At 65.3% G+C, this 20,036-nt stretch carries 22 protein-coding genes; 3 read left to right on the top strand and 19 right to left on the bottom strand.

The window, feature by feature from the left end; genetic code table 11:
- Positions 1–239: 239 nt before the first annotated feature.
- The 7 genes from FLG15_RS08515 to rlmE form a co-directional block, all read right to left on the bottom strand.
- Positions 240–734: a CinA family protein gene (locus FLG15_RS08515; protein ID WP_003481865.1), complete on the bottom strand. Its 495-nt coding sequence runs from the start codon at positions 732–734 to the stop codon at positions 240–242.
- Between the two features lie 425 nt (positions 735–1,159).
- Positions 1,160–2,479, bottom strand: a complete 1,320-nt coding sequence (gene hflX, locus FLG15_RS08510; RefSeq protein ID WP_017155110.1) for a ribosome rescue GTPase HflX — start codon at positions 2,477–2,479, stop codon at positions 1,160–1,162.
- A gap of 11 nt (positions 2,480–2,490) precedes the next feature.
- Entirely contained in the window at positions 2,491–2,769 is a 279-nt protein-coding gene (gene hfq, locus FLG15_RS08505) for an RNA chaperone Hfq (RefSeq protein WP_005915027.1), read from the bottom strand.
- A 77-nt stretch (positions 2,770–2,846) separates the two neighbouring features.
- Positions 2,847–3,830, bottom strand: coding sequence for a tRNA (adenosine(37)-N6)-dimethylallyltransferase MiaA (gene miaA / locus FLG15_RS08500; RefSeq protein ID WP_057678233.1), 984 nt, complete (start codon positions 3,828–3,830; stop codon positions 2,847–2,849).
- Entirely contained in the window at positions 3,830–4,732 is a 903-nt protein-coding gene (gene folP / locus FLG15_RS08495) for a dihydropteroate synthase (protein WP_057678234.1), read from the bottom strand. The genes miaA and folP overlap by 1 nt, the downstream gene beginning before the upstream one ends.
- A 126-nt stretch (positions 4,733–4,858) precedes the next feature.
- Positions 4,859–6,799 (bottom strand): ATP-dependent zinc metalloprotease FtsH, encoded by a 1,941-nt coding sequence (gene ftsH / locus FLG15_RS08490; RefSeq protein WP_003481854.1) that lies wholly within the window; start codon positions 6,797–6,799, stop codon positions 4,859–4,861.
- Positions 6,800–6,859: 60 nt separating this feature from the next.
- Positions 6,860–7,492, bottom strand: coding sequence for a 23S rRNA (uridine(2552)-2'-O)-methyltransferase RlmE (rlmE, locus tag FLG15_RS08485; protein ID WP_057678235.1), 633 nt, complete (start codon positions 7,490–7,492; stop codon positions 6,860–6,862).
- Positions 7,493–7,557: 65 nt separating this feature from the next.
- On the opposite strand from rlmE, the gene yhbY reads away from it, so the two are divergent.
- The gene (gene yhbY / locus FLG15_RS08480; RefSeq protein ID WP_005915020.1) at positions 7,558–7,863 is read left to right on the top strand and encodes a ribosome assembly RNA-binding protein YhbY; all 306 of its coding nucleotides are present in this window, start codon (positions 7,558–7,560) and stop codon (positions 7,861–7,863) included.
- Between the two features lie 15 nt (positions 7,864–7,878).
- On the top strand, positions 7,879–8,253 hold the full coding sequence (locus FLG15_RS08475) for an Mth938-like domain-containing protein (protein WP_057678236.1): 375 nt from the start codon (positions 7,879–7,881) through the stop codon (positions 8,251–8,253).
- A 184-nt stretch (positions 8,254–8,437) separates the two neighbouring features.
- On the opposite strand, the gene FLG15_RS08470 is transcribed toward FLG15_RS08475, so the two are convergent.
- Genes FLG15_RS08470 through surE form a run of 4 tightly spaced genes read right to left on the bottom strand, consistent with a single transcriptional unit; the run spans position 8,438 to position 11,300 of the window.
- The gene (locus tag FLG15_RS08470; RefSeq protein WP_057678248.1) at positions 8,438–9,217 is read right to left on the bottom strand and encodes a peptidoglycan DD-metalloendopeptidase family protein; all 780 of its coding nucleotides are present in this window, start codon (positions 9,215–9,217) and stop codon (positions 8,438–8,440) included.
- Entirely contained in the window at positions 9,214–9,828 is a 615-nt protein-coding gene (locus tag FLG15_RS08465; RefSeq protein ID WP_150145834.1) for a YqaA family protein, read from the bottom strand. The genes FLG15_RS08470 and FLG15_RS08465 overlap by 4 nt, the downstream gene beginning before the upstream one ends.
- 18 nt (positions 9,829–9,846) lie before the next feature.
- Entirely contained in the window at positions 9,847–10,524 is a 678-nt protein-coding gene (locus FLG15_RS08460; protein WP_057678238.1) for a protein-L-isoaspartate(D-aspartate) O-methyltransferase, read from the bottom strand.
- Complete coding sequence (surE, locus tag FLG15_RS08455; protein WP_017155102.1) at positions 10,521–11,300, bottom strand: 5'/3'-nucleotidase SurE; 780 nt, start codon at positions 11,298–11,300, stop codon at positions 10,521–10,523. The genes FLG15_RS08460 and surE overlap by 4 nt, the downstream gene beginning before the upstream one ends.
- A 99-nt stretch (positions 11,301–11,399) precedes the next feature.
- Between surE and FLG15_RS08450 the strand changes: the two genes are divergently transcribed.
- Positions 11,400–11,939, top strand: a complete 540-nt coding sequence (locus tag FLG15_RS08450) for a Smr/MutS family protein (RefSeq protein WP_017155101.1) — start codon at positions 11,400–11,402, stop codon at positions 11,937–11,939.
- Between the two features lie 253 nt (positions 11,940–12,192).
- Here the strand turns inward: FLG15_RS08450 and truD are convergent, their stop codons facing one another.
- The 8 genes from truD to pyrG all read right to left on the bottom strand — a co-directional run bounded on the left by truD (position 12,193) and on the right by pyrG (position 19,819).
- Positions 12,193–13,302, bottom strand: coding sequence for a tRNA pseudouridine(13) synthase TruD (gene truD / locus FLG15_RS08445; protein WP_150145832.1), 1,110 nt, complete (start codon positions 13,300–13,302; stop codon positions 12,193–12,195).
- A 121-nt stretch (positions 13,303–13,423) separates the two neighbouring features.
- Positions 13,424–13,915 (bottom strand): 2-C-methyl-D-erythritol 2,4-cyclodiphosphate synthase, encoded by a 492-nt coding sequence (gene ispF / locus FLG15_RS08440; protein ID WP_017155098.1) that lies wholly within the window; start codon positions 13,913–13,915, stop codon positions 13,424–13,426.
- Between the two features lie 149 nt (positions 13,916–14,064).
- Positions 14,065–14,877: a 2-C-methyl-D-erythritol 4-phosphate cytidylyltransferase gene (gene ispD / locus FLG15_RS08435; RefSeq protein WP_039570092.1), complete on the bottom strand. Its 813-nt coding sequence runs from the start codon at positions 14,875–14,877 to the stop codon at positions 14,065–14,067.
- Entirely contained in the window at positions 14,874–15,239 is a 366-nt protein-coding gene (gene ftsB / locus FLG15_RS08430) for a cell division protein FtsB (protein ID WP_017155096.1), read from the bottom strand. The genes ispD and ftsB overlap by 4 nt, the downstream gene beginning before the upstream one ends.
- Before the next feature lie 3 nt (positions 15,240–15,242).
- Positions 15,243–16,535 (bottom strand): phosphopyruvate hydratase, encoded by a 1,293-nt coding sequence (gene eno, locus FLG15_RS08425; protein ID WP_057678240.1) that lies wholly within the window; start codon positions 16,533–16,535, stop codon positions 15,243–15,245.
- A gap of 124 nt (positions 16,536–16,659) precedes the next feature.
- Positions 16,660–16,902: a hypothetical protein gene (locus tag FLG15_RS08420; RefSeq protein ID WP_057678249.1), complete on the bottom strand. Its 243-nt coding sequence runs from the start codon at positions 16,900–16,902 to the stop codon at positions 16,660–16,662.
- Positions 16,903–17,018: 116 nt separating this feature from the next.
- Positions 17,019–17,849: a 3-deoxy-8-phosphooctulonate synthase gene (kdsA, locus tag FLG15_RS08415; RefSeq protein ID WP_003481823.1), complete on the bottom strand. Its 831-nt coding sequence runs from the start codon at positions 17,847–17,849 to the stop codon at positions 17,019–17,021.
- Between the two features lie 305 nt (positions 17,850–18,154).
- Positions 18,155–19,819, bottom strand: coding sequence for a CTP synthase (gene pyrG / locus FLG15_RS08410; protein WP_039570086.1), 1,665 nt, complete (start codon positions 19,817–19,819; stop codon positions 18,155–18,157).
- Between the last annotated feature and the right edge of the window lie 217 nt (positions 19,820–20,036).

Here is a 20,036-nt window from a genome sequence, read left to right as displayed (position 1 = left end):
CAGCGTTCGCTGATTCGCTGCACTTCGGTTGCGCCGTCGTCACTTCGCAGCCTCGTTGCCGAATGTGCCAAGCGACGCATCCACTCAGCGTGCTGACGCGGCGTGTCGACAGCGAGCCGCAGCCAGTTCTTGGACTGCGCACGGCCACGGCGTTCGGGTTTCCATGCTGCGCGAGATTGCGCTGAAAAATGGGCGGCGCGGATCTGTTGCCGATCGCCCTCCAGTGAACCCGACCACCGCTACAGTAGCGCGCTCAGCCCACGCAGTGCCGCAGCGACGGTTTGACGACGCACCGCATCGCGGTCGCCATTGAACTGGAACAGTTGTGCGGTGGCGTAACCACCACGACGTTTCCAGCCGATCCAGACCGTGCCGACCGGCTTGTCCTCACTGCCACCGCCAGGCCCGGCAATGCCGGTCACCGCCACCGCGATGCTTGCGCCGGAATTCACCAGGGCGCCAGAGACCATTTCGATCACCGTTTCGCGACTGACCGCCCCATGCACTTCCAGGGTCTGTGGGCGGACGCCGAGCAGTGCCTGCTTGGCCTCGTAGCTATAGGCGGCCATCCCGCAATCGAACCAGTGCGAGGAGCCGGCGACATCGGTCACCGCCTTGGCGATCCAACCACCGGTGCAACTCTCGGCAGTGACCAGGCGCTCGCGCGCGGCAAGCAATTGCTGCCCGAGGGCTTCGGCCAGCTGCTGCAGTTCGGAATCGGCGGAAAAAGACATGGGCACGGCAAGGTGGGGGCAGCGGACGTTTTAGCCCAATTCGTCGCGCCTGTCTGCCGCTGGCGCCGCTTCCGGCTGGGCGCGAGGTGGCCAAGGTTCAGTGGCGATATGCGGCCGATGCGCACGCTGGGCCTGGACGGGCTTGTCTGTACGCCGACTTGCCGGCAGCACGAGTCAACGCGCAGCGCCGCCTTCAGGCCACCGAATCACCGCAGCTAGTGCGCCGGATCACTGATGACAGGCGTGACGTGCCGCATGAGCGCACGACCGCACCGTTCTGCAGTACGCACTACTCACACGGAATTTCTGTCGGTTCCCGCAGGCCAGGACGAGGCCTGGCAACTGCCGCACAGCGACCCGGTAGGCCGTTGCCCTAATCGTTTTGAAGCAGCGCACAGCCGTGCACTACCGACTGCGCGCGTCCATCACGCTTCCCAGTCTTCGCGACGATCCGGCAGCATCGCGCGCAGCGGCGCACCGTCCTGCCCGGCGGCCAACCGCTCGGCCTCGACCATCGGCAGATCGACATCGAGCAACCAACCCTCTTCGTCGATTTGCTCATTGCGCACCACTTCCAGCTGATGCAGCCTGGAACGCAGGCGGCCGGCAGACGGTGGGAGCCGTAGCTGGCCGGTGAGGTGGCGCAGGTCCAACCGCTGGCCGAGCGCATGCTGCAATTCTTCCAGCCCGCGCCCGTCGCGCGCCGACACCCAAACACGCTCGCGGCGTGCCGGGTCGGGAATGCCGTCCTGCGCATCGTGGCGCACTTCGGCGCCTTCGATCTTGTCGATCTTGTTAAATACCAGCAGCTGCGGCAGATCGCCGGCACCGACGGCCTGCAACACTTCGTCTACCTGCAGGATGCGTTCTTCGCGCAACGGGTCTGCTGCATCGACAACGTGCAGCAACAGATCGGCATCGCGCGCCTCCGAGAGCGTGGAGCGGAATGCGGCGACCAGCTCGTGCGGAAGATCGCGCACGAAGCCGACCGTGTCGGCAAGGATCGCGCTGCCACCCGGCAACGCAATGCGTCGCACGGTCGGGTCGAGCGTGGCGAACAATTGATCTGCCACGTAAGCCTCTGCACCGGTCAACACATTGAACAATGTCGACTTGCCGGCATTGGTGTAACCGACCAGTGCAATCCGTGGCAATTCGCTGCGCATCCGCGCACGACGCATCTGGGTGCGCTGCACCTCGACCTTTTCCAGCCGCTGCTGCAACTGTTCGACGCGTTTTTGCAGCAGGCGGCGGTCGGTTTCCAGCTGGGTTTCGCCCGGGCCGCGCAGGCCGATGGAGCCACCGCGCTGACGCTCCAAGTGGGTCCAGCCACGCACCAGCCGCGTGGCCATGTGACGCAACTGCGCCAGTTCCACCTGCAGCTTGCCTTCGTGGCTGCGCGCACGTTGCGCGAAGATGTCCAGGATCAACCCGGTGCGGTCGATCACACGCCGCTCCAGATACCGCTCCAGGTTGCGCTCCTGGCCGGGCGACAGGGTGTGATTGACCAGCACCAGGTCGGCGCCGGTGGCCTCGGCTGCGGCCTTGACCTCTTCCAGCTTGCCGCTACCGATCAAGGTCGACGGGCTGGGCTTATCGATGCGTGCGGTGAGCGTTGCGGCGACCGTGGCGCCCGCCGATTTTGCAAGGTCGGCGAACTCCTCCATCACATCGTCTTCGGCAGGCCCACCGGAGTGAGTCTGTATCAACAACGCGTGTTCACCCTTGCGGGACCGATCAAACACGCATTACTCCGTTACTGCTCGACGTCGTCATCTTCCGCCTGATTGCCTTCATTGGATTGCACATATCCACCACCAGGGCCCACGCGCACATTGCGCGCCGGCACCACCGTGGAAATGGCGTGCTTGTACACCATCTGACTCACGGTATTGCGCAGCAGGACCACGAATTGGTCGAACGACTCGATCGTGCCCTGCAGCTTGATGCCATTGACCAGATACACCGACACGGGCACCCGCTCGCGCCGCAGCGCATTGAGGAATGGGTCCTGTAAAGATTGCCCCTTAGCCATCGAAAAATCCTCTTCATTATTGTTCTTATTGTTCCGGTCGACACCTGCTATCCCCAGCCGGCCCCGGAAACGGGATGTTACACGCCCGAAGCCTGCCGTACACCGGGACGATGAGCGAGGAAGCCGACAATTGCGTCTTCCAATTGATGGCGGTCACGCTCCGGGTCGAACCAGCGCGCGTCGAGCTCGCCGCGCAGCCAGGTGAGCTGCCGCTTGGCCAGTTGCCGGGTCGCCTGGATCGCCTTGTCGCGGAACTCGGCCAGGTTGCCAGCCCCGTCCAGATACTGCCAGGCCTGGCGGTAGCCGACCGCGCGCACGGCTGGCAAATCCAGCGGCGCTGCCACCGCCTGCATCTGCGGCAGCGCCCGCAGACGCTGTACCTCTCCCAGAAAATCCTGCGCCAACATCGCATCCAGCCGGTGTGCGATACGTTCATGCAGCACCGCGCGCGCGCGCGGGGCCAAGACCAGCTTCAACACGCGCACCGGCAGGCGCGGCCCTGGCGGTAGCGCCTGCCACTCGCTGATCGGCCGCCCGCTGATGCGGTAGACCTCCAGCGCCCGCTGGATCCGCTGCGGGTCGGTTGCGTGGATGCGCGCTGCCGCAGCCGGGTCCACACGTGCCAGTTGTGCGTGCAAGCCGGCCCAACCGATCTGCTGCGCTTCGGCTGCGATGGAAGCGCGCACCGTTTGGTCGGCCTCGGGCAGCTGCGACAAGCCCTCCAGCAGCGCACGAAAATACAGCCCGGTGCCGCCGGCCAGAATCGGCAACCTGCCGCGCGCCACGATCTGCGCGATCGCCTGGCGGGCATCGGTGGCGAACTCCGCTGCCGAATACACCTGCCAGGGTTCGCGCAGGTCGAGCAGATGATGCGGAACCGCCGCGCGCATCGCCGCGTCCGGCTTGGCCGCACCGATCTCCAGGCCGCGATACACCAGCGCCGAATCGACGCTGACGATTTCTCCATTCCAGCGCTCTGCAGCTTCCAGCGCCAGCGCGGTCTTGCCGCTGGCAGTGGGGCCCATCACGGCGATCGCCAGCGGGCGTTGGTCGACAGGCATCAGTCCTCGTCCGGCCAACGAATCGTGGGCACGTCGGGCGCGCTGACACGCGGGACGGGAATCGCCGCCATCGCCTTCCATACCTTCAACGCATCCACGGTTGCCGCCACATCGTGCACGCGCAACAGCAGCGCGCCATGTTGCGCAGCGATCAGATGCGCGGCCACCGAGCCGTGCACCCGCTCGGCGGCGATCTGGCGCCCGGTCAGCTCGCCGATGCTGCGTTTGCGCGACAGCCCGGCCAGCACCGGCAAACCGAATTCCTGCAACCGCTGCAGCTGCGCAAGCAGGGTGAGGTTGTGCGTGGTGGTTTTATCGAAGCCAAAGCCCGGGTCCAGGACCAGCCGGCGCTTGTCGATGCCGGCCATTTCGGCGGCAAAGATGCGCTCAGCCAGAAACCGGTGCACGTCGCCCACGACATCATCGTAGTGCGGCGCATCCTGCATGGCATGCGGCGCGCTGCGCGCATGCATCAGCACCACCGGCACGCGCAGGTCCGACGCCGCTTCCAGCGCGCCGGGCGAACGCAGGGCATACACGTCGTTGATCATGCCGGCGCCGGCCGCGACCGCCGCGCGCATGACCTCCGGTTTGAACGTGTCCACGCTGATCGGCACGCGCGTGCGCTGCGCCAGCGCTTCGATCACCGGAATGACCCGCTGCATTTCTTCTTCCATCGAGACCGGCGTGGCGCCCGGGCGGGTGGATTCACCGCCGACATCCAGCACCGCAGCGCCCTGCTCCACCAGCGCCAGCCCATGCGCGATCGCCGCCTCGCAGGTCGCATGCTGGCCGCCGTCGGAGAACGAATCGGGTGTGACATTGACGATACCCATCACTTGCGGTGCATCCAGTCGCAGGCTGCGGCCGGCGCAATCCAGTGTGAGGGCGGTATCGAACATCGGCAGTGTCTCCTGGGATGGTGATGGTCGCCCACACGTGGGCATTGATGCAGCCCGACAATGCATCAAGGCCGGGAATCGCTCCCCGGCCTTGATGGATGCCTCGCAGATCAGTACATGGCCGGCTTAGAGTTGCTCGGCGGGTCCGGCGATCGGCGGCAATGGACGCGGGCTACCCTTGTCGTTGTTATTGCCACCGTCCTTGTCGGACTTGCCCCAACCCGCCGGCGGCGGCGGCTCGCGGCCTTCCATGATGGCGTCGATCTGCGGCACGTCGATGGTCTCGTACTGCAGCAACAACTGCGACATCGCGTGCAGCTTGTCCAGATTCTCGGTGAGGATGGTCTTGGTCTTGCTGTAGGCCTTGTCCAGGATCGAACGCACGACTTCGTCGATCTTGCGCGCGGTTTCGTCGGAGACGTTCTTGTGCTGGGTCACCGAACGGCCCAGGAACACCTCATCCTCCTCCTCGCCATAGGCTACCGGGCCAAGCTCGTCGGACAGGCCCCACTTGGTGACCATGTTGCGCGCCATCTTAGTAGCACGCTCGATGTCGTTGGACGCACCGGTGGTGACCTTGTCGCCGCCGAAGATCAACTCTTCGGCAACACGGCCGCCATATAGCGAGCACAGCTGAGACTCGATCGCCACGCGGTTCATCGAGTAGCGGTCGCCTTCCGGCAGGTACATCGTCACGCCCAGGGCGCGGCCGCGCGGAATGATGGTCACCTTGTAGACGGGGTCGTGCTCCGGCACCAGGCGGCCGACGATGGCGTGGCCTGCCTCGTGATACGCGGTGAGGGTCTTCTCGTCCTCGCTCATGGCCATCGAGCGGCGCTCGGCGCCCATCAGGATCTTGTCGCGGGCACGGTCGAAGTGGTCCATGCGGACCTCCTTCTCGCTGCCACGTGCCGCAAACAACGCGGCTTCGTTGCACAGGTTGGCCAAGTCGGCGCCGGAGAAACCCGGGGTACCGCGGGCGATGACCATCGGCACGACATCGTCGGCCAGCGGCAGCTTGCGCATGTGCACGCGCAGGATCTGTTCGCGGCCCTTGACGTCCGGCAGGCCGACCACGACCTGGCGGTCGAAACGGCCCGGGCGCAGCAATGCCGGATCCAGCACGTCGGGGCGGTTGGTCGCCGCGATCACGATCACGCCTTCGCCGCCCTCAAAACCGTCCATCTCGACCAGCAACTGGTTCAGGGTCTGCTCGCGCTCGTCATGCCCGCCACCAAGACCGGCGCCGCGATGACGGCCCACCGCATCGATTTCGTCGATGAAGATGATGCACGGCGCATGCTTCTTGGCCTGCTCGAACATGTCGCGCACACGGCTGGCGCCGACGCCGACGAACATTTCGACGAAGTCCGAACCGGAGATCGAGAAAAACGGCACCTTGGCCTCGCCGGCGATCGCCTTGGCGAGCAGGGTCTTGCCGGTACCCGGCGGGCCGACCATCAGCACGCCGCGTGGAATCTTGCCACCCAACTTGGTGAACTTGGTCGGGTCGCGCAGGAAGTCCACCAATTCGCCGACTTCTTCCTTCGCTTCGTCGCAACCGGCAACGTCGGCAAAGGTGATCTTGATCTGGTCTTCGCCCTGCAGCTTGGCGCGCGACTTGCCGAAGCTCATCGCACCCTTTGCGCCGCCGCCACCGCCCTGCATCTGGCGCATGATGAACAGCCAGAAGCCGATGATCAGGATGACGGGGAGGAAATTGAGCACCAGCGACCAGAAGCCCGGGCCGGTCGAGGGCTTCTGGCGAGTCATTTCGATGTTCTTGCTGTACAGCACGTCGACCAGCTTGTCGTCGCGCGGACCGTAGACGGTGGCTTCGCTGCCGTCGGTGCGCTTGAAGCGGATCGCGTTGACGGCCAGGTTGGTCTCATCGGTGTAATCCACCGATTTGACGCGCCCGGAGTCCACTTCCTTCAGGAACTGGGTGTAGGTGATCGAGTCGGCACCGACGCCGCCCGCCATCCGCGGCGAGAAGCTCTGGAAGACAACCATCAGCACAACTGCGACGACCACCCACAGCAGCAGATTCTTGGTCAAGTCGTTCATCCTCATTGGCTCCGGTGCCCTCTACTCTTCGATGCTTGAAATACGATGGTCATTGGCAGCTTACTTGATCTGGACACGCTTGCCCTGACCGAGCGCATAAACTTCCGGGGAGCGCTTGCGCGAGGCCGCCGGCTTGCGAATCGTCACCTTGTCATAGCGGCGGCGGAGCTCGCGAATGTAGTCGTCTGACCCGACACCCTGGAACAGCTTGATCAAAAATGCCCCGCCCGGCTTGAGATGGGTGTCGGCAAATTCCATGGCCAGCTCCGCCAGGTGCATCATCCGCGGTTGGTCGACCGCATCCATGCCACTCTTATTGGGGGCCATATCCGACAGCACAAGGTCCACCGGCACATCGCCCAGCATCGCTTCGAATTGGGATAGGACCGCCTGCTCCCTGAAGTCGCCGTGAAGGAACTCAACGCCCGCCAGGGCCGGCATGTCCAGGATATCCAGCGCCACCACCCGGCCGCTGTCGCCCATGGACTTGCGCACCTGTTGCGACCAGCCACCCGGCGCCGCGCCCAGATCGACCACCACCATGCCCGGCTTGAGCAGGCGGTCGCGCTGCAGCAATTCCTCCAGCTTGTAGGCCGCGCGCGAGCGCATGCCCTCGGCCTGGGCCTTCTTCACGTAAGGGTCGGCGAAGTGTTCCTTGAGCCAGCGCTGGCTGCTTTTACTGCGGGAAGGCATTGGCAAAGGGGTCCGAACGGGTCGCCATGATACCCTGAACACCCTTTGCTTCCCTTCGATCCTGCATGTCCATTGTTCTCACCTCCGCCCAGAACCGTTTCCTGCGCGGTCAGGCCCACGACCTCAAAGCCTTGCTGCAGACCGGCGGCAAAGGGGTCACGCCGGCATTTCTGGCAGAACTCGAGGAAGTGCTCGAGCGCCACGAACTGGTCAAGGTGAAGGTGGCATCGGAGGATCGCGAGACACGTGATGCGCTGATTGCCGAGCTGATCGAGCAGACCGGCAGTGCGCTAGTACAGCGCATCGGCCACGTCGCCATTCTGTACCGCCCCAGCAAGGAAAAGCGCCAGATCGTGCTGCCGCGCGGCTGAGCCAACGAGTTCGTCATGCCTTTAAGCCAGGAACATCCCGATTACACCTACGCGCTGCGCGCGGCCGATGGCCGCCATGCCAAGGTGAACGACCAGATCCTGCAGCAGAGCTTCATCCTGATGCCCGATGAGCTGGTGGAGCGCTGGCCGGTCCAGGCGCTGGAGCAGCTCCAGGCCAGCCACATGGAGGCGGTGCTGGCACTCAGCCCAGCCGTCATCCTGCTCGGCACCGGCGAACGCCAGTTATTTCCCAAGACCGACGTGCTGGCGGCCTGCCTGACCCGCGGCATCGGCCTGGAGGCGATGACCAATGCCGCCGCCGCACGCACCTACAACGTCCTGGCCAGCGAAGGCCGGCGGGTGGCGTTGGCGATGGTGCTGCCGGGCTGATTGGCTTGGGACGCGATTCGGGAATCGGGGTTGGGGATTTGTAAGAGCGGGCTTCAGCAAGCTGCGCTTCAATCGCCAAACCAGACTAAAGCGTCAATCGGTCACCAAGTGGTGAGTCCGAAGAACGCACACTCTGTCCGGATACGGACAGCCCAGGGCCGTTGCGAATCCCGACTCCCCAATCTCACTTCTTCGGCAAATACAGCAGCGGATCGACCGGCTTGCCGTTGTAGCGGATCTCGAAGTGCAACATGTCGCGGGAGGCACCGCTGCGGCCCATTTCGGCAATTTGCTGCCCCGCCTTGACGCTCTGGCCTTCGTTGAGCAGGCGCTTGCGGTTGTGACCGTACGCGGACAGCCACTGGTCGTTGTGCTTGATGATGATCAGCTCGCCATAGCCGACCAGGCCGGCGCCGGAATACACCACCACGCCGTCGGCCGCGGCACGCACGGCCTGGCCGCTGGTGCCGGCGATGTCTACGCCCTGCTTGGTGGTTTCGCCAGAGACGAAGGTACCCACCACGACGCCATCGGCCGGCCAACGCCAGGAAAATCCGCTGCTGACCGGTGCGGCGATCGGCGCAGCAGGACGCGGCGGCGCCACGGTACCGCCAGCCACCGGCGCGCTGCCACCCGGCTTGCTGGTACCGGACGGATACAACTTGAGCGTCTGGCCGGGATAGATGGTGTTCGGGGAAGACAGGCCATTCCAGGCGGCCAGATCCGCGGCGGTGATATTGGTCCGGCGCGAGATTGCGTACAGGGTATCGCCGCGCTGCACGGTGACCGTGGCACCCGGACGCGGCACCGAAGGGCGCGGCGCGGCGCTGGGGCGCGACGACGACCCGCCACCGCTTGCTCCGGGCGAACGCACCACGGTTGCGCTGCTACAGGCAGTCAGTCCGATGGCCACTGCGAGCATGACTGCTGTCTTGCGTGCCGAATTCATCTGCGTCTTGCTCATCCGTTCGTTGTCTTCCACACCAACCAGCCTGCGCCGACCGCCAAAACCGCCATTGCCACCCAGCCCAGCGGCTCGATCCAGCGGTGCAGCGCCGCTTCGGCCCGCGCCCCGCCCAGGCGGATCGCGCCGGCCACCAGATACACGCGCTTGCCGCGCCCGACCAACATGCTGGCAATGAATGGCAGGATCGGCACGCCGACCACGCCCGAGGCCCAGGTGAAGATCTTCAGCGGGATCGGGGTGAACCCGACCAGGACCAGCGCCCAGAACGCCTTCCACGGCGAATCGGCCACCAGTGCGCGCAGGGTTTCGATCTGCTGCTGGATCTTCGCGCTCCAGCCCAGCCATTCGATCAGCGGCTGCAGCGCGGCAAAGGCGAAATGGCCCAACAGATAACCGACCAGGGCGCCGCAGATCGAGCCGAGCAGGCTCAAGGTTGCAAACCAGAGCGAACGCTTGGGCTCGGCCAGCGACATCGGTGCCAACATCACTTCCGGCGGCACCGGGAAGATGAAGCCCTCAACGAAGCTGAGACCGGTCAGCAGCGCAGGTGCGCGGCGATGGCGCGACCAACGGATGGCCACGTCGTACAACGGCCCAAAAATCTTCATCGAGGAACTCTCATGGATTCAATCCAGCATGCCCGACAACAGCGGGACGAACGTGACCGGGGCCAGAACCTGTTGTTCGATCGCACCATCGGCCCCGCGGGTGAGTTGCACCAACGATTGCGAGGAAGCCCCCCCGACCGGCGCGACCAGGCGCCCGCCGACTGCCAGCTGATCGACCAGCGCATCGACCAACGCCGGCGCAGCAGCGGTCACCACGATGGCATCGTACGGGCCATGCTCGGGCCAGCCGATGCGGCCATCATCGTGCTTGCTGCGCACATTCATGCCCAGGTGCCGGAAGCGCTTGCGCGCCTGCCGCAGCAGGTCGCCGATGCGCTCGACCGTGTAGACCTCCAACCCCAGCGCCGCCAGGATCGCGCCCTGGTAGCCGGAGCCGGTGCCCACTTCGAGCACCTTGCTCGGGGTCACCTGCAGCACCGCTTCGGTCATGCGCGCCACTACCCACGGCTGGGAAATGGTCTGGCCATGGCCGATCGGCAACGCCGTGTCTTCGTAGGCGCGCGAGGCCAGCGCTTCATCGATGAACAGATGCCGCGGCACGGTACGCATCGCATTGAGCGTGGCTTCGTCCTGGATGCCGGCTTCGCGCAGGCGCTCGACCAGACGGTCGCGCACGCGTTGCGAGGTCATGCCGATCCCCACCGATTCCGGTTGCAGGCGCAGCCTGGACGTCATGCCGGGCCGTCCAGCGCGGCGGTCAGGCCGCCGACCCAGCCGGCCACGGTCTCCAGCGCCTGGTAACGGGTGAGATCGACATGGATCGGGGTGATCGAAATCCGCCCGGTGCGCACCGCGTGGAAGTCGGTACCGGCGCCGGCATCCTGCTCGGGACCGGCCGGGCCGATCCAGTACACGGTGCGGCCGCGCGGGTCGCGCTGCGGCACGCACGGCTCGGAGCGGTGGCGGTTGCCGAGCCGGGTGACCTCGAAACCGAGCACATCCGACCAGGGTAGATCCGGCACGTTGACGTTGAGGATGGTGTCGGCCGGCAACGGGTCGGCCTTCAACCGCGCAACGATTTCCACGGCTGCGCGTGCGGCGGTTTCGTAGTTGTGCGCTTGGTGATTCAGCGTGACCAGCGACACCGCCACTGCAGGCAAGCCCAGGAAGCGGCCCTCCATCGCGGCGGAGACGGTGCCGGAATAGATCACGTCGTCGCCCAGATTGGCGGAGTTGTTGATGCCGGAGACCACGATATCCGGGTCGTAATCCAGCATGCCGGTCAGCGCCAGATGCACGCAGTCGGTGGGCGTGCCGGCCACCGCGCAGGTCTGCGCGTCGATGCGGCGGGTGCGGATCGGCACATCCAGCGTCAGCGAATTGCTGGCGCCGGAGCGGTCGCGGTCGGGCGCGACCACCATCACTTCATGACCGGCATGGCGTAGCGCCTCGGCCAAAATCTGGATGCCGGGGGCGTCGACACCGTCGTCGTTGCTAACCAGTACGCGCATGGGACTCCTCGGAAAACCGGGCCATGATACCGGATGCGTCCCGCGCCTTCGCGCTTGATCTTCGCGTGCGTCTGCGCTTGGACGGGGTACGCTGTGCAGATGTCGCATCCTGAAGACGAAGACGACGGCGCCTTGTTCCGCGCAGCGATCGGCGCGGTCAAGCCGATTCGTGAAGTCGCCCCACCGGCCAACGCCAAGCCGCGCCCCAAGCCGCGCGCGCGCATGGCCGAGCGCGACGACGCCGAAGCGCACACCGAATTTGCGCGCCTGCTGCGCGACAGCGCGCCGCTGGAAGCGGGCGATACCGCCAGCTATCGGCGCGAGAATCTTCCCACCCGCCTGTTTCAACGGCTCAAACGCGGGCAATTCTCGGTGCAGGACGAACTGGATCTGCACGGCGCCACCGCAGCGCAGGCCGAATCGTTGCTGCGCCAGTTCCTGCTGGAAGCACACGCGCACGAACATGGTTGCGTGCGCATCATCCACGGCAAGGGACTGCAATCGGACAACGGTGCGCCTGTGCTGAAGAACCTCATGGACCGGCTGCTGCGTCAACGCAACGATGTGCTGGCGTTCCATTCGGCGCCACCGACGCAGGGCGGTACCGGGGCGCTGCTGGTATTGCTGGCGCGGCGATAGGCCGATGGTTGCGCGCGAGTGATGCCAAACGGCAGCGATTGCGCGTGGCGACGTACTGCCTGGAAGGTCTGTCGCGCATGGCTGGTCCGACGCGAGCTACTTCCTGTTGTGCGCCGTGTGCAACTGGCTATCGTTTCGTGGTGCCGCGACCGGTCACTGTCGCCTCAGTGACCGCCGAGGCCGCTTCTGCGCACAGCTTGATTGGAGCGTCGTCCATGCTGCCGCGCGCGATTCGACCGGCGTTCGCGCGCGATCATGCGTCGGCGCGCACGCCGTCGTTGAAGCGACCGGCGTCGGTGATATCCCCCAATTCCCACAGCACTGCAGTGGCATAACAGCCAGGTGGCAGCGCGAACTCCAATTGCAGGGTCTGCGCCTCCAGCCATCGATACTCCAGACCCTGCGGGCACAAGCGCAGCGCGCGGCGCTCCTGCTTCAATCCCGCAGCTTCCAGGCCCTGGCGCAGCGCCGTGGAGAGCGGGTCGGACAACGCGCCCTGCTCCACCGCTGCGGCCTGATCGGCCGAGCGCAACTCGCCAGCGCCCCACAACGGCCCGCTGGGATGGATATCGAAACGCGCCAGTCGCTCTGCCAGGGCCTCGCTCCAAGGCTCCGGGCCGAACACGCTGCGCGAGCCGTCCAGCATCCACGCCTCGCCCTGCAGTGGGCTATCCCAACTGTCCTGCGCCACGCGTGCACCGAGCACGCGATTGAACAGGGCCGAACGCGCTGCCGACAGCAACATCGAGCGCTGATCGTTGCGCAGCCGCCGCCTGGATGCGGGCGCCGGCAGCAACGTTCCGTCGTCAGCCTGCACATGACCGAACATCGCCAGCGCAGCCGCCACATTTGCGCCATCGCGACCGAAGCGTTGTTCGCCGAACCAATTGGGGATGCCGCGCGCAGCAATCGCCTGCAGCCGTTGCTCGATCGCCTCGCGCTCGCCCTGCACCTGGCGCAGCGTCAGCACGAAACGGTTCCCGTGCAGCGCACCGCGTTGCAGCTTGCGGTTGTGCCAGGTGCTGTGGACCACCTGCATCTGTGCATCATCCAGCGCGGCGATATCCGGCGCGATGCGCTTGGGCAGATGCACGCTAAAGCGCTGGGTGGTCACTGCATGGCGATCCTTCAGGCCCGCATAGCTGACTCCCATCTCGGCGATGCCGGCCCAGTGCGCAAGCTTCTTGGCGATATAGGCCGTGTTCTGGCCACGCTTGCGCACGGTGAGCAGCAGATGCTCGCCTTCGCCGGAGGGCTCGAATGCCGGCAGCTCGTCGACCTGAAAATCGTCCGGGGTGCTGCGCATCGCTGCGCTGAGCACGGCGGCGCCATGCGCACGCGGCAGCAAAGAGGTCTCGCTCATGGTGTGGTTCGCCTTCGCGCCGGAGCTGGCGCGCTATGCGCCGAGTGGTTCGGCGCGGTGATTGCGTCTGGCAGCATCGGCGCCGGCTTCGGCGCCAAGCGCTGCATGTGCGGGACAAAAATTATGCAGCGATCCTGCCCAGCAACACCGTGGCCTGTGCGGCGATGCCTTCGCCGCGGCCGGTGAAACCCAATTGTTCGCTAGTGGTGGCCTTGACGCTGACCGCATCGAGTTCGATCGCCAACAGGCCGGCAATGCGCTCGCGCATGGCCAGCGCATGCGGGCCGACCTTGGGGCGCTCGCAGATCACGGTAATGTCGGCATTGCCCACTCGCCAGCCGCGTTCGCGCAGCAAGCCATCGCAATGCTGCAGGAACTGCGCGCTATCGGCGTCTTTCCAACGCGCATCGGAAGGCGGGAAATGCCGGCCGATATCGCCCAGCGCCAGCGCGCCCAGCATCGCATCGCACAGGGCGTGCAACACCACATCGCCATCGCTATGGGCAAGCACGCCATGGCTGTGCGCCACGCGCACGCCACCCAGCATCACGTGGTCGCCAGGGCCGAACGCGTGCACGTCATAGCCTTGGCCGATTCGGAAATTGAAGGACATGCAGGGCCTGTGATGATTGAAGTGGAAAATAATACGTAGCGAGCGGTCGGCAGTTAGGTACGGGCAGCGCGCATGGAGCGGCAGCGAACGCGTCGTAGATGCCGTGCCGCCACAGCTCTCGCGCCTTCCTGGCTGTGAACGCAGTGGCCTTATCCGCTCTCAGAGGCGTCGTTGCCGTTACCGACCGTAGCGGGCTGCGCTGCAGCTGCGCGCGGGTTGACCGATGCAGCGGCGACCTGCGCCGGCAGCGCATCGGCATCGACGGTCATGCCGCGGCGTGCCAATTCGAATTCGAAGCGCGCCAGATCCGCAGGGGTCGTCACCTTGAAGTTGTCTTCGGCGCCTTCCACCAGCAACGGGCGCAGCCCCATCCGCTCCATCGCCATCGCTTCATCGGTGACCTCGACACCGGCCGCCGCCGCTTCGGTGAGTCCACGGATCAGTTGATGGCGACGAAACAGCTGCGGGGTGAGTGCGCGCCACAGGCGTTCGCGCGGTTCGGTGCCGTCGATACCGCCATCGTCGCCAGCGCGCTTGAGCGTGTCGCGCACAGGTGCGGCCAGGATTGCGCCGACCGGATCGCCGCGACCGATTTCCAGCAATCGATCCAGATCGGCCAGAGCCAGGTTCGGCCGCGCGGCGTCGTGCACCAGTACGAAATCGTCGGCACGCACGCTTTCGGGCAGGGCCAGCACGCCAGCCAGCACCGAGGCTGCGCGGGTTCCCCCGCCCAGGCAGGTCAGCACGGGCTTGGACTGTACCGCGGTCCAGCCGGGCCAATCGGCATCGCCGGGGGCAATTGCCACCATGATGCCGGCCAGCGCCGGATGCGCCGCCAGTGCCGCGAGCGTATACGCCATGAGCGGCTGACCGCCTGCCGGCAGATATTGCTTGGGAAGCGGCCCGCCAAAACGGGCGCCGCGCCCGGCGGCCGGCACGATGGCCCAGATGGACCCGGTCATGGGTGATCCACCGGATCGATCGGCTCAGGCGCTTGTTGTGCGGGGGGCGTCGCGTCAGGCGATGCAGGGGCCGGCAGCGGCGCATCCTCGACCACGCGATAGAACGTCTCGCCCGGCTTGATCATGCCCAGTTCGCTGCGCGCGCGTTCCTCGATTGCCGCCTCGCCGTCCTTCAAATCCTTCACCTCTGCTGCCAACGCCTGGTTGCGTTGGCGCAGACCTTCGTTGTCCTGTGTCTGATGCGCAACCTGGGCTTCCAGCATCATGACTTCACCGGAATTCCCAGGCCCGAACCAGAAGCGGTACTGCAGCCAAGCCAGCAGTACCGCCAGCACTAGCAGTAGCCAGCGCCAGTTGCGCACGGCTTATCGCTTGATCGAAACGAACGCGTCGCGGCCGGCGTAACGCGCGCCGGACCCCAGCGCCTGCTCGATGCGCAGCAGCTGGTTGTACTTGGCGACGCGGTCGCTGCGGCACAGCGAGCCGGTCTTGATCTGCGTGGCGGTGGTGGCCACGGCGATGTCGGCGATGGTGGTGTCTTCGGTCTCGCCCGAACGGTGCGACACGATCGAGGCGTAGTTGGCCGCGTGCGCCATCGCGATGGCTTCCAGCGTTTCGGTCAGCGTGCCGATCTGGTTGACCTTGATCAGGATCGCGTTGGCGGTGCCCGAATCGATGCCCTGCTTGAAGATCTTCGGGTTGGTGACGAACAGGTCGTCACCCACCAGCTGCACCTTCTTGCCGACGCGTTCGGTCAGCAGCTTCCAGCCGGCCCAGTCGTCTTCGGCCAGGCCGTCTTCGATGCTGATGATCGGGTACTGCGCCACCCAGTCGGCCAGGAAATCGACGAACTGCTCGCTGGTCAGGCGCTTGTTCTCGCCAACCAGATTGTACTTGCCGTTGTCGTAGAACTCGCTGGAGGCTACGTCCAGGCCCAGCATGATGTCTTCGCCAGCGGTGTAACCGGCCTTGCCGATCGCTTCGAGAATGGTGTCCAGCGCTTCGACGTTGCTGCGGAAGTCTGGCGCAAAGCCGCCTTCGTCGCCCACCGCCGTGCTCAGGCCATGGCCCTTGAGCACCGACTTGAGGGAATGGAAGATTTCGGTCCCTGCGCGCAGCGCTTCGGAGAACGAGCTGCAGCCGACCGGCAGCACCATGAACTCCTGGAAATCGACGTTGTTGTCGGCATGCGCGCCGCCGTTGATGATGTTCATCATCGGCACCGGCAGCGCCACGTCGGATTCGGCAATGGTGGACAGGTACTGCCACAGCGGCTGCTTGCGCGAGGCGGCAACGGCATGCGCGGCAGCCAGCGACACACCCAGCAGCGCGTTGGCGCCCAGGCGGCCCTTGTTCTCGGCGCCATCCAGATCGATCAGGCGACGGTCCAGGCCCTGCTGGTCGGCCGCATCGAAGTTCTTCAGCGTCTCGGCGATGGTGCCGTTGACGTTGTCCACCGCGTGGCGCACGCCCTTGCCCAGGTAACGGGTCTTGTCGCCATCACGCAGCTCCACCGCTTCCTTGGTACCGGTCGAGGCACCCGACGGCACGGCCGCGCGGCCGAACGAACCGTCGTCCAGCGTGACTTCGGCCTCCAGCGTGGGATTGCCGCGAGAGTCGAGGATTTCGCGGGCGAGGATCTTGGCGATAGTGGTCATAGGTCCGTTCGGTTACCAGTAAGGGGGGAAGTACACCGGAAACAAGCTGCCGGATTATCGCTGCACACCGGTCCATTGCCAAATCGCATGTCGCCGCTACACGCAGTACGTCGCAGGCGGACCGCTACGCCATCAAGCCCAGCAGCGACACACCAGACAGCAGCAGCAAGATCAACAGCAAGATCAGCGCGGCGATCGCTGCGCCCGGCTGGCGACCCAGCCGCAACGCAGCCGAGCCGGTGACCAGGCTCCCGATGGCGGCCGTCGTGGCCATGATCGCCGTGATGCGCAGCGGCAGCCGCGTGGCTTGCATGGCATGGTCGCCATCGCCCGGCATGCCGATGCTGGCGCTGAACAGAACGGCCATGACCGCCAGGCACGCCCACGCCGCGATCGACGTGGCCAGTGCCCACCAGCCCCACGGCCAGTGGCGCCATCGCCGATCCTGGCGGTGCGCTGCAGAAGCCACGCGTCGATCAGAACTCACGCAAAGCGCGCAAACCCATGCTTCTTGGTGACGGTGTCCAGCTCCATCAGGGTTTCGAGCAATTCTTCCATGCGATCCAGCGGCCACGCATTGGGACCATCGGACAGCGCCTTGGACGGATCCGGGTGGGTTTCGGCGAACAGGCCGGAAATCCCGACCGCCACCGCCGCGCGCGCCAGCACCGGCACGAACTCGCGCTGACCACCGGAACTGCTGCCCTGCCCGCCCGGCAATTGCACCGAGTGGGTGGCGTCGAACACCACCGGACAGCCGGTGTCGCGCATCACGCTCAGCGAGCGCATGTCGCTGACCAGATTGTTGTAGCCGAAGGACGCGCCACGCTCGCAGACCATGATCTGCTCGTTGCCGGTGGACTTGGCCTTGTCCACCACCGGCTTCATGTCCCACGGCGCCAGGAACTGGCCCTTCTTGATGTTCACCGGCTTGCCGGCGGCGCAGACGTTCTTGATGAAGTCGGTCTGGCGCACCAGAAACGCCGGGGTCTGCAGCACGTCGACAACGGCCGCGACCTCGTTCATCGGGGTGTATTCGTGCACGTCGGTGAGTACCGGCACGCCGATCTGCTTTTTCACCGCGTCCAGCACCTTCAAGCCTTCTTCCAGGCCCGGGCCACGGAAGCTGGTGCCGGAGGTGCGATTGGCCTTGTCGAAACTCGACTTGAAGATGAAGTTGACGCCGAGCTTGCCGGTGATCTCCTTGAGCTTGCCGGCCACGTCGAGCTGCAACTGCATCGACTCGATCACGCAGGGGCCGGCAATCAGGAACAACGGCTGATCCAGGCCGACTTCAAAGTCACACAATTTCATCAGGTCACCTAATTGAGTAAGCCCCTCTCCCGCCGGGCGAGGGGTCGTGGTGAGGGTACGGTTGCGAAGTGCTGGTGAAGCAAAATGGTTTGCCCTGGCTGGCGCGTAGCGACGCGCGCGTCATGGCTGCCATCTTCCGGTGCGTTGCGGCGCACCCTCATCCGGTGCTTCGCGCCACCTTCTCCCGATGGGAGAAGGGAGCTGCCTCGCGCTTTTTGATTTGAGCCCCTCTTCCACCGGAAGAGGGGTTGGGGTGAGGGTACGGTTGCGAAGTACTGCCTTCTCCCAACGGGAGAAGGAACAACTCACGCACGCGCTTCCTTCAACAACTTCCCGCCCGCCTTTTTCTCGCGCGCCGCACGCACGAAGCCGATGAACAGCGGGTGCCCATCGCGCGGGGTGGACAGGAATTCTGGATGCGCCTGGCAGGCCAAAAACCACGGGTGCGCATCGCGCGGCAGTTCCACCACTTCCACCAAGGTATCGTCCATCGACTTGCCGGAAATCACCAGGCCGGCATCTTCCAGCTGGGTGCGGTAGCGGTTGTTGAACTCGTAGCGGTGACGATGCCGCTCGGCCACCACGTCCTTGCCATACACCTCGCGCGCCAGCGTGCCCGGCTTCAGGCGCTGCTCCTGCAGGCCCAGGCGCATGGTGCCGCCCAGGTCGGATTTCTCGTCGCGCTTTTCGACTTCGCCGGTGGCGGTGCGCCATTCGGTGATCAGGCCGATCACCGGGTGCGGCGACTGGCGATCGTTCTCGGTGCTGTTGGCTGCATCCAGGTCGGCGACGTGGCGGGCATAGTCCACCACTGCCGCCTGCATGCCGTAGCAGATGCCGAAATACGGCACCTTGTGCTCGCGCGCAAACTTGGAGGTCTGCACCTTGCCTTCGAAACCGCGGTCGCCGAAACCGCCCGGCACCAGGATACCGTCGATATCCTGCAGGGCAGACATGTCGCTGCCCTCCAGATCCTGCGCTTCCAGCCACTTCAGGTTGACCTTGGTGCGCTGACGCAGGCCGCCGTGACGCAGCGCCTCGGCCACCGACTTGTAGGCGTCCTGGTGATCGACGTACTTGCCGACCACGGCGATGTTGACCTCGTCCAGCGGATGCTTGACCGCGTCCACCACTGCCGCCCACTCCGACAGATCCGCAGCGGCCACCTTGTCGCGCAACTTGAACTGGTCGATGACCAGTTCGTCCAGTCCCTGGCGCAGCAACTCCAGCGGCATGCCATACAGCACGTCGATATCCGGGCAGCTGATCACCGCGCGCTCGGAGACGTTGGTGAACAGCGCAATCTTGCGGCGCTCCGAATCCGGCACCGCCTGCTCGGACCGGCACAGCAGCACATCCGGCTGGATGCCGATCGAGCGCAGTTCCTTGACCGAATGCTGGGTCGGCTTGGTCTTCAACTCACCGGCCGCAGCAATGTACGGCACCAGCGTGAGATGCATGAACATGGCCTTTTCGGCGCCGCGCTCGGTGCGCACCTGGCGAATCGCCTCCAGGAACGGCAGCGATTCGATGTCGCCCACGGTGCCGCCGATTTCGATCAACGCGACATCGTACCCGGCCGTGGCCTCGTCGATGCAACGACGGATTTCGTCGGTGATATGCGGAATCACCTGCACGGTGGCGCCCAGATAATCGCCACGGCGCTCCTTGCGGATGACGTTCTCGTAGATGCGGCCGGTGGTCACCGAATTCTTGCGCGACAGGCGCGTGCGCACATAACGCTCGTAGTGACCCAGATCCAGGTCGGTTTCGGCACCGTCGTCGGTGACGTAGACCTCGCCATGCTGGAACGGGCTCATCGTGCCCGGGTCTACATTGATGTACGGGTCCAGCTTCATCATCGTGACCTTCAGGCCACGCGCTTCGAGAATGGACGCAAGCGAAGCGGCGGCAATGCCCTTGCCTAGCGAGGACACTACGCCGCCGGTAACGAAAATCAGGGGGGTCATGGGGCTTGAAGCCTCCCGGAAAGCCATAGTTTAGCGGGTGACGGGCGAATGCCCAAGGGTTGCGTGACGACGAGGTCATCACAGGTTGAAACAGTGCATGCCGCGCACGCCCTGAGCGGCTGACAGCCACCACGGGCAGTTGCTAGCTTCATGCAGGAACCGGAATGCACGCGCACCGCATGCCACTCCCGGTAGCGGCTACGACCAGCAGGGCCGC

It is taken from the genome of Xanthomonas phaseoli pv. dieffenbachiae, from assembly GCF_008639345.1.
Classification (GTDB): Bacteria; Pseudomonadota; Gammaproteobacteria; order Xanthomonadales; family Xanthomonadaceae; genus Xanthomonas; species Xanthomonas phaseoli.
The sequence above is the reverse complement of the archived record's forward strand: the minus strand, read 5'-3'. Positions and strand labels throughout refer to the sequence as shown.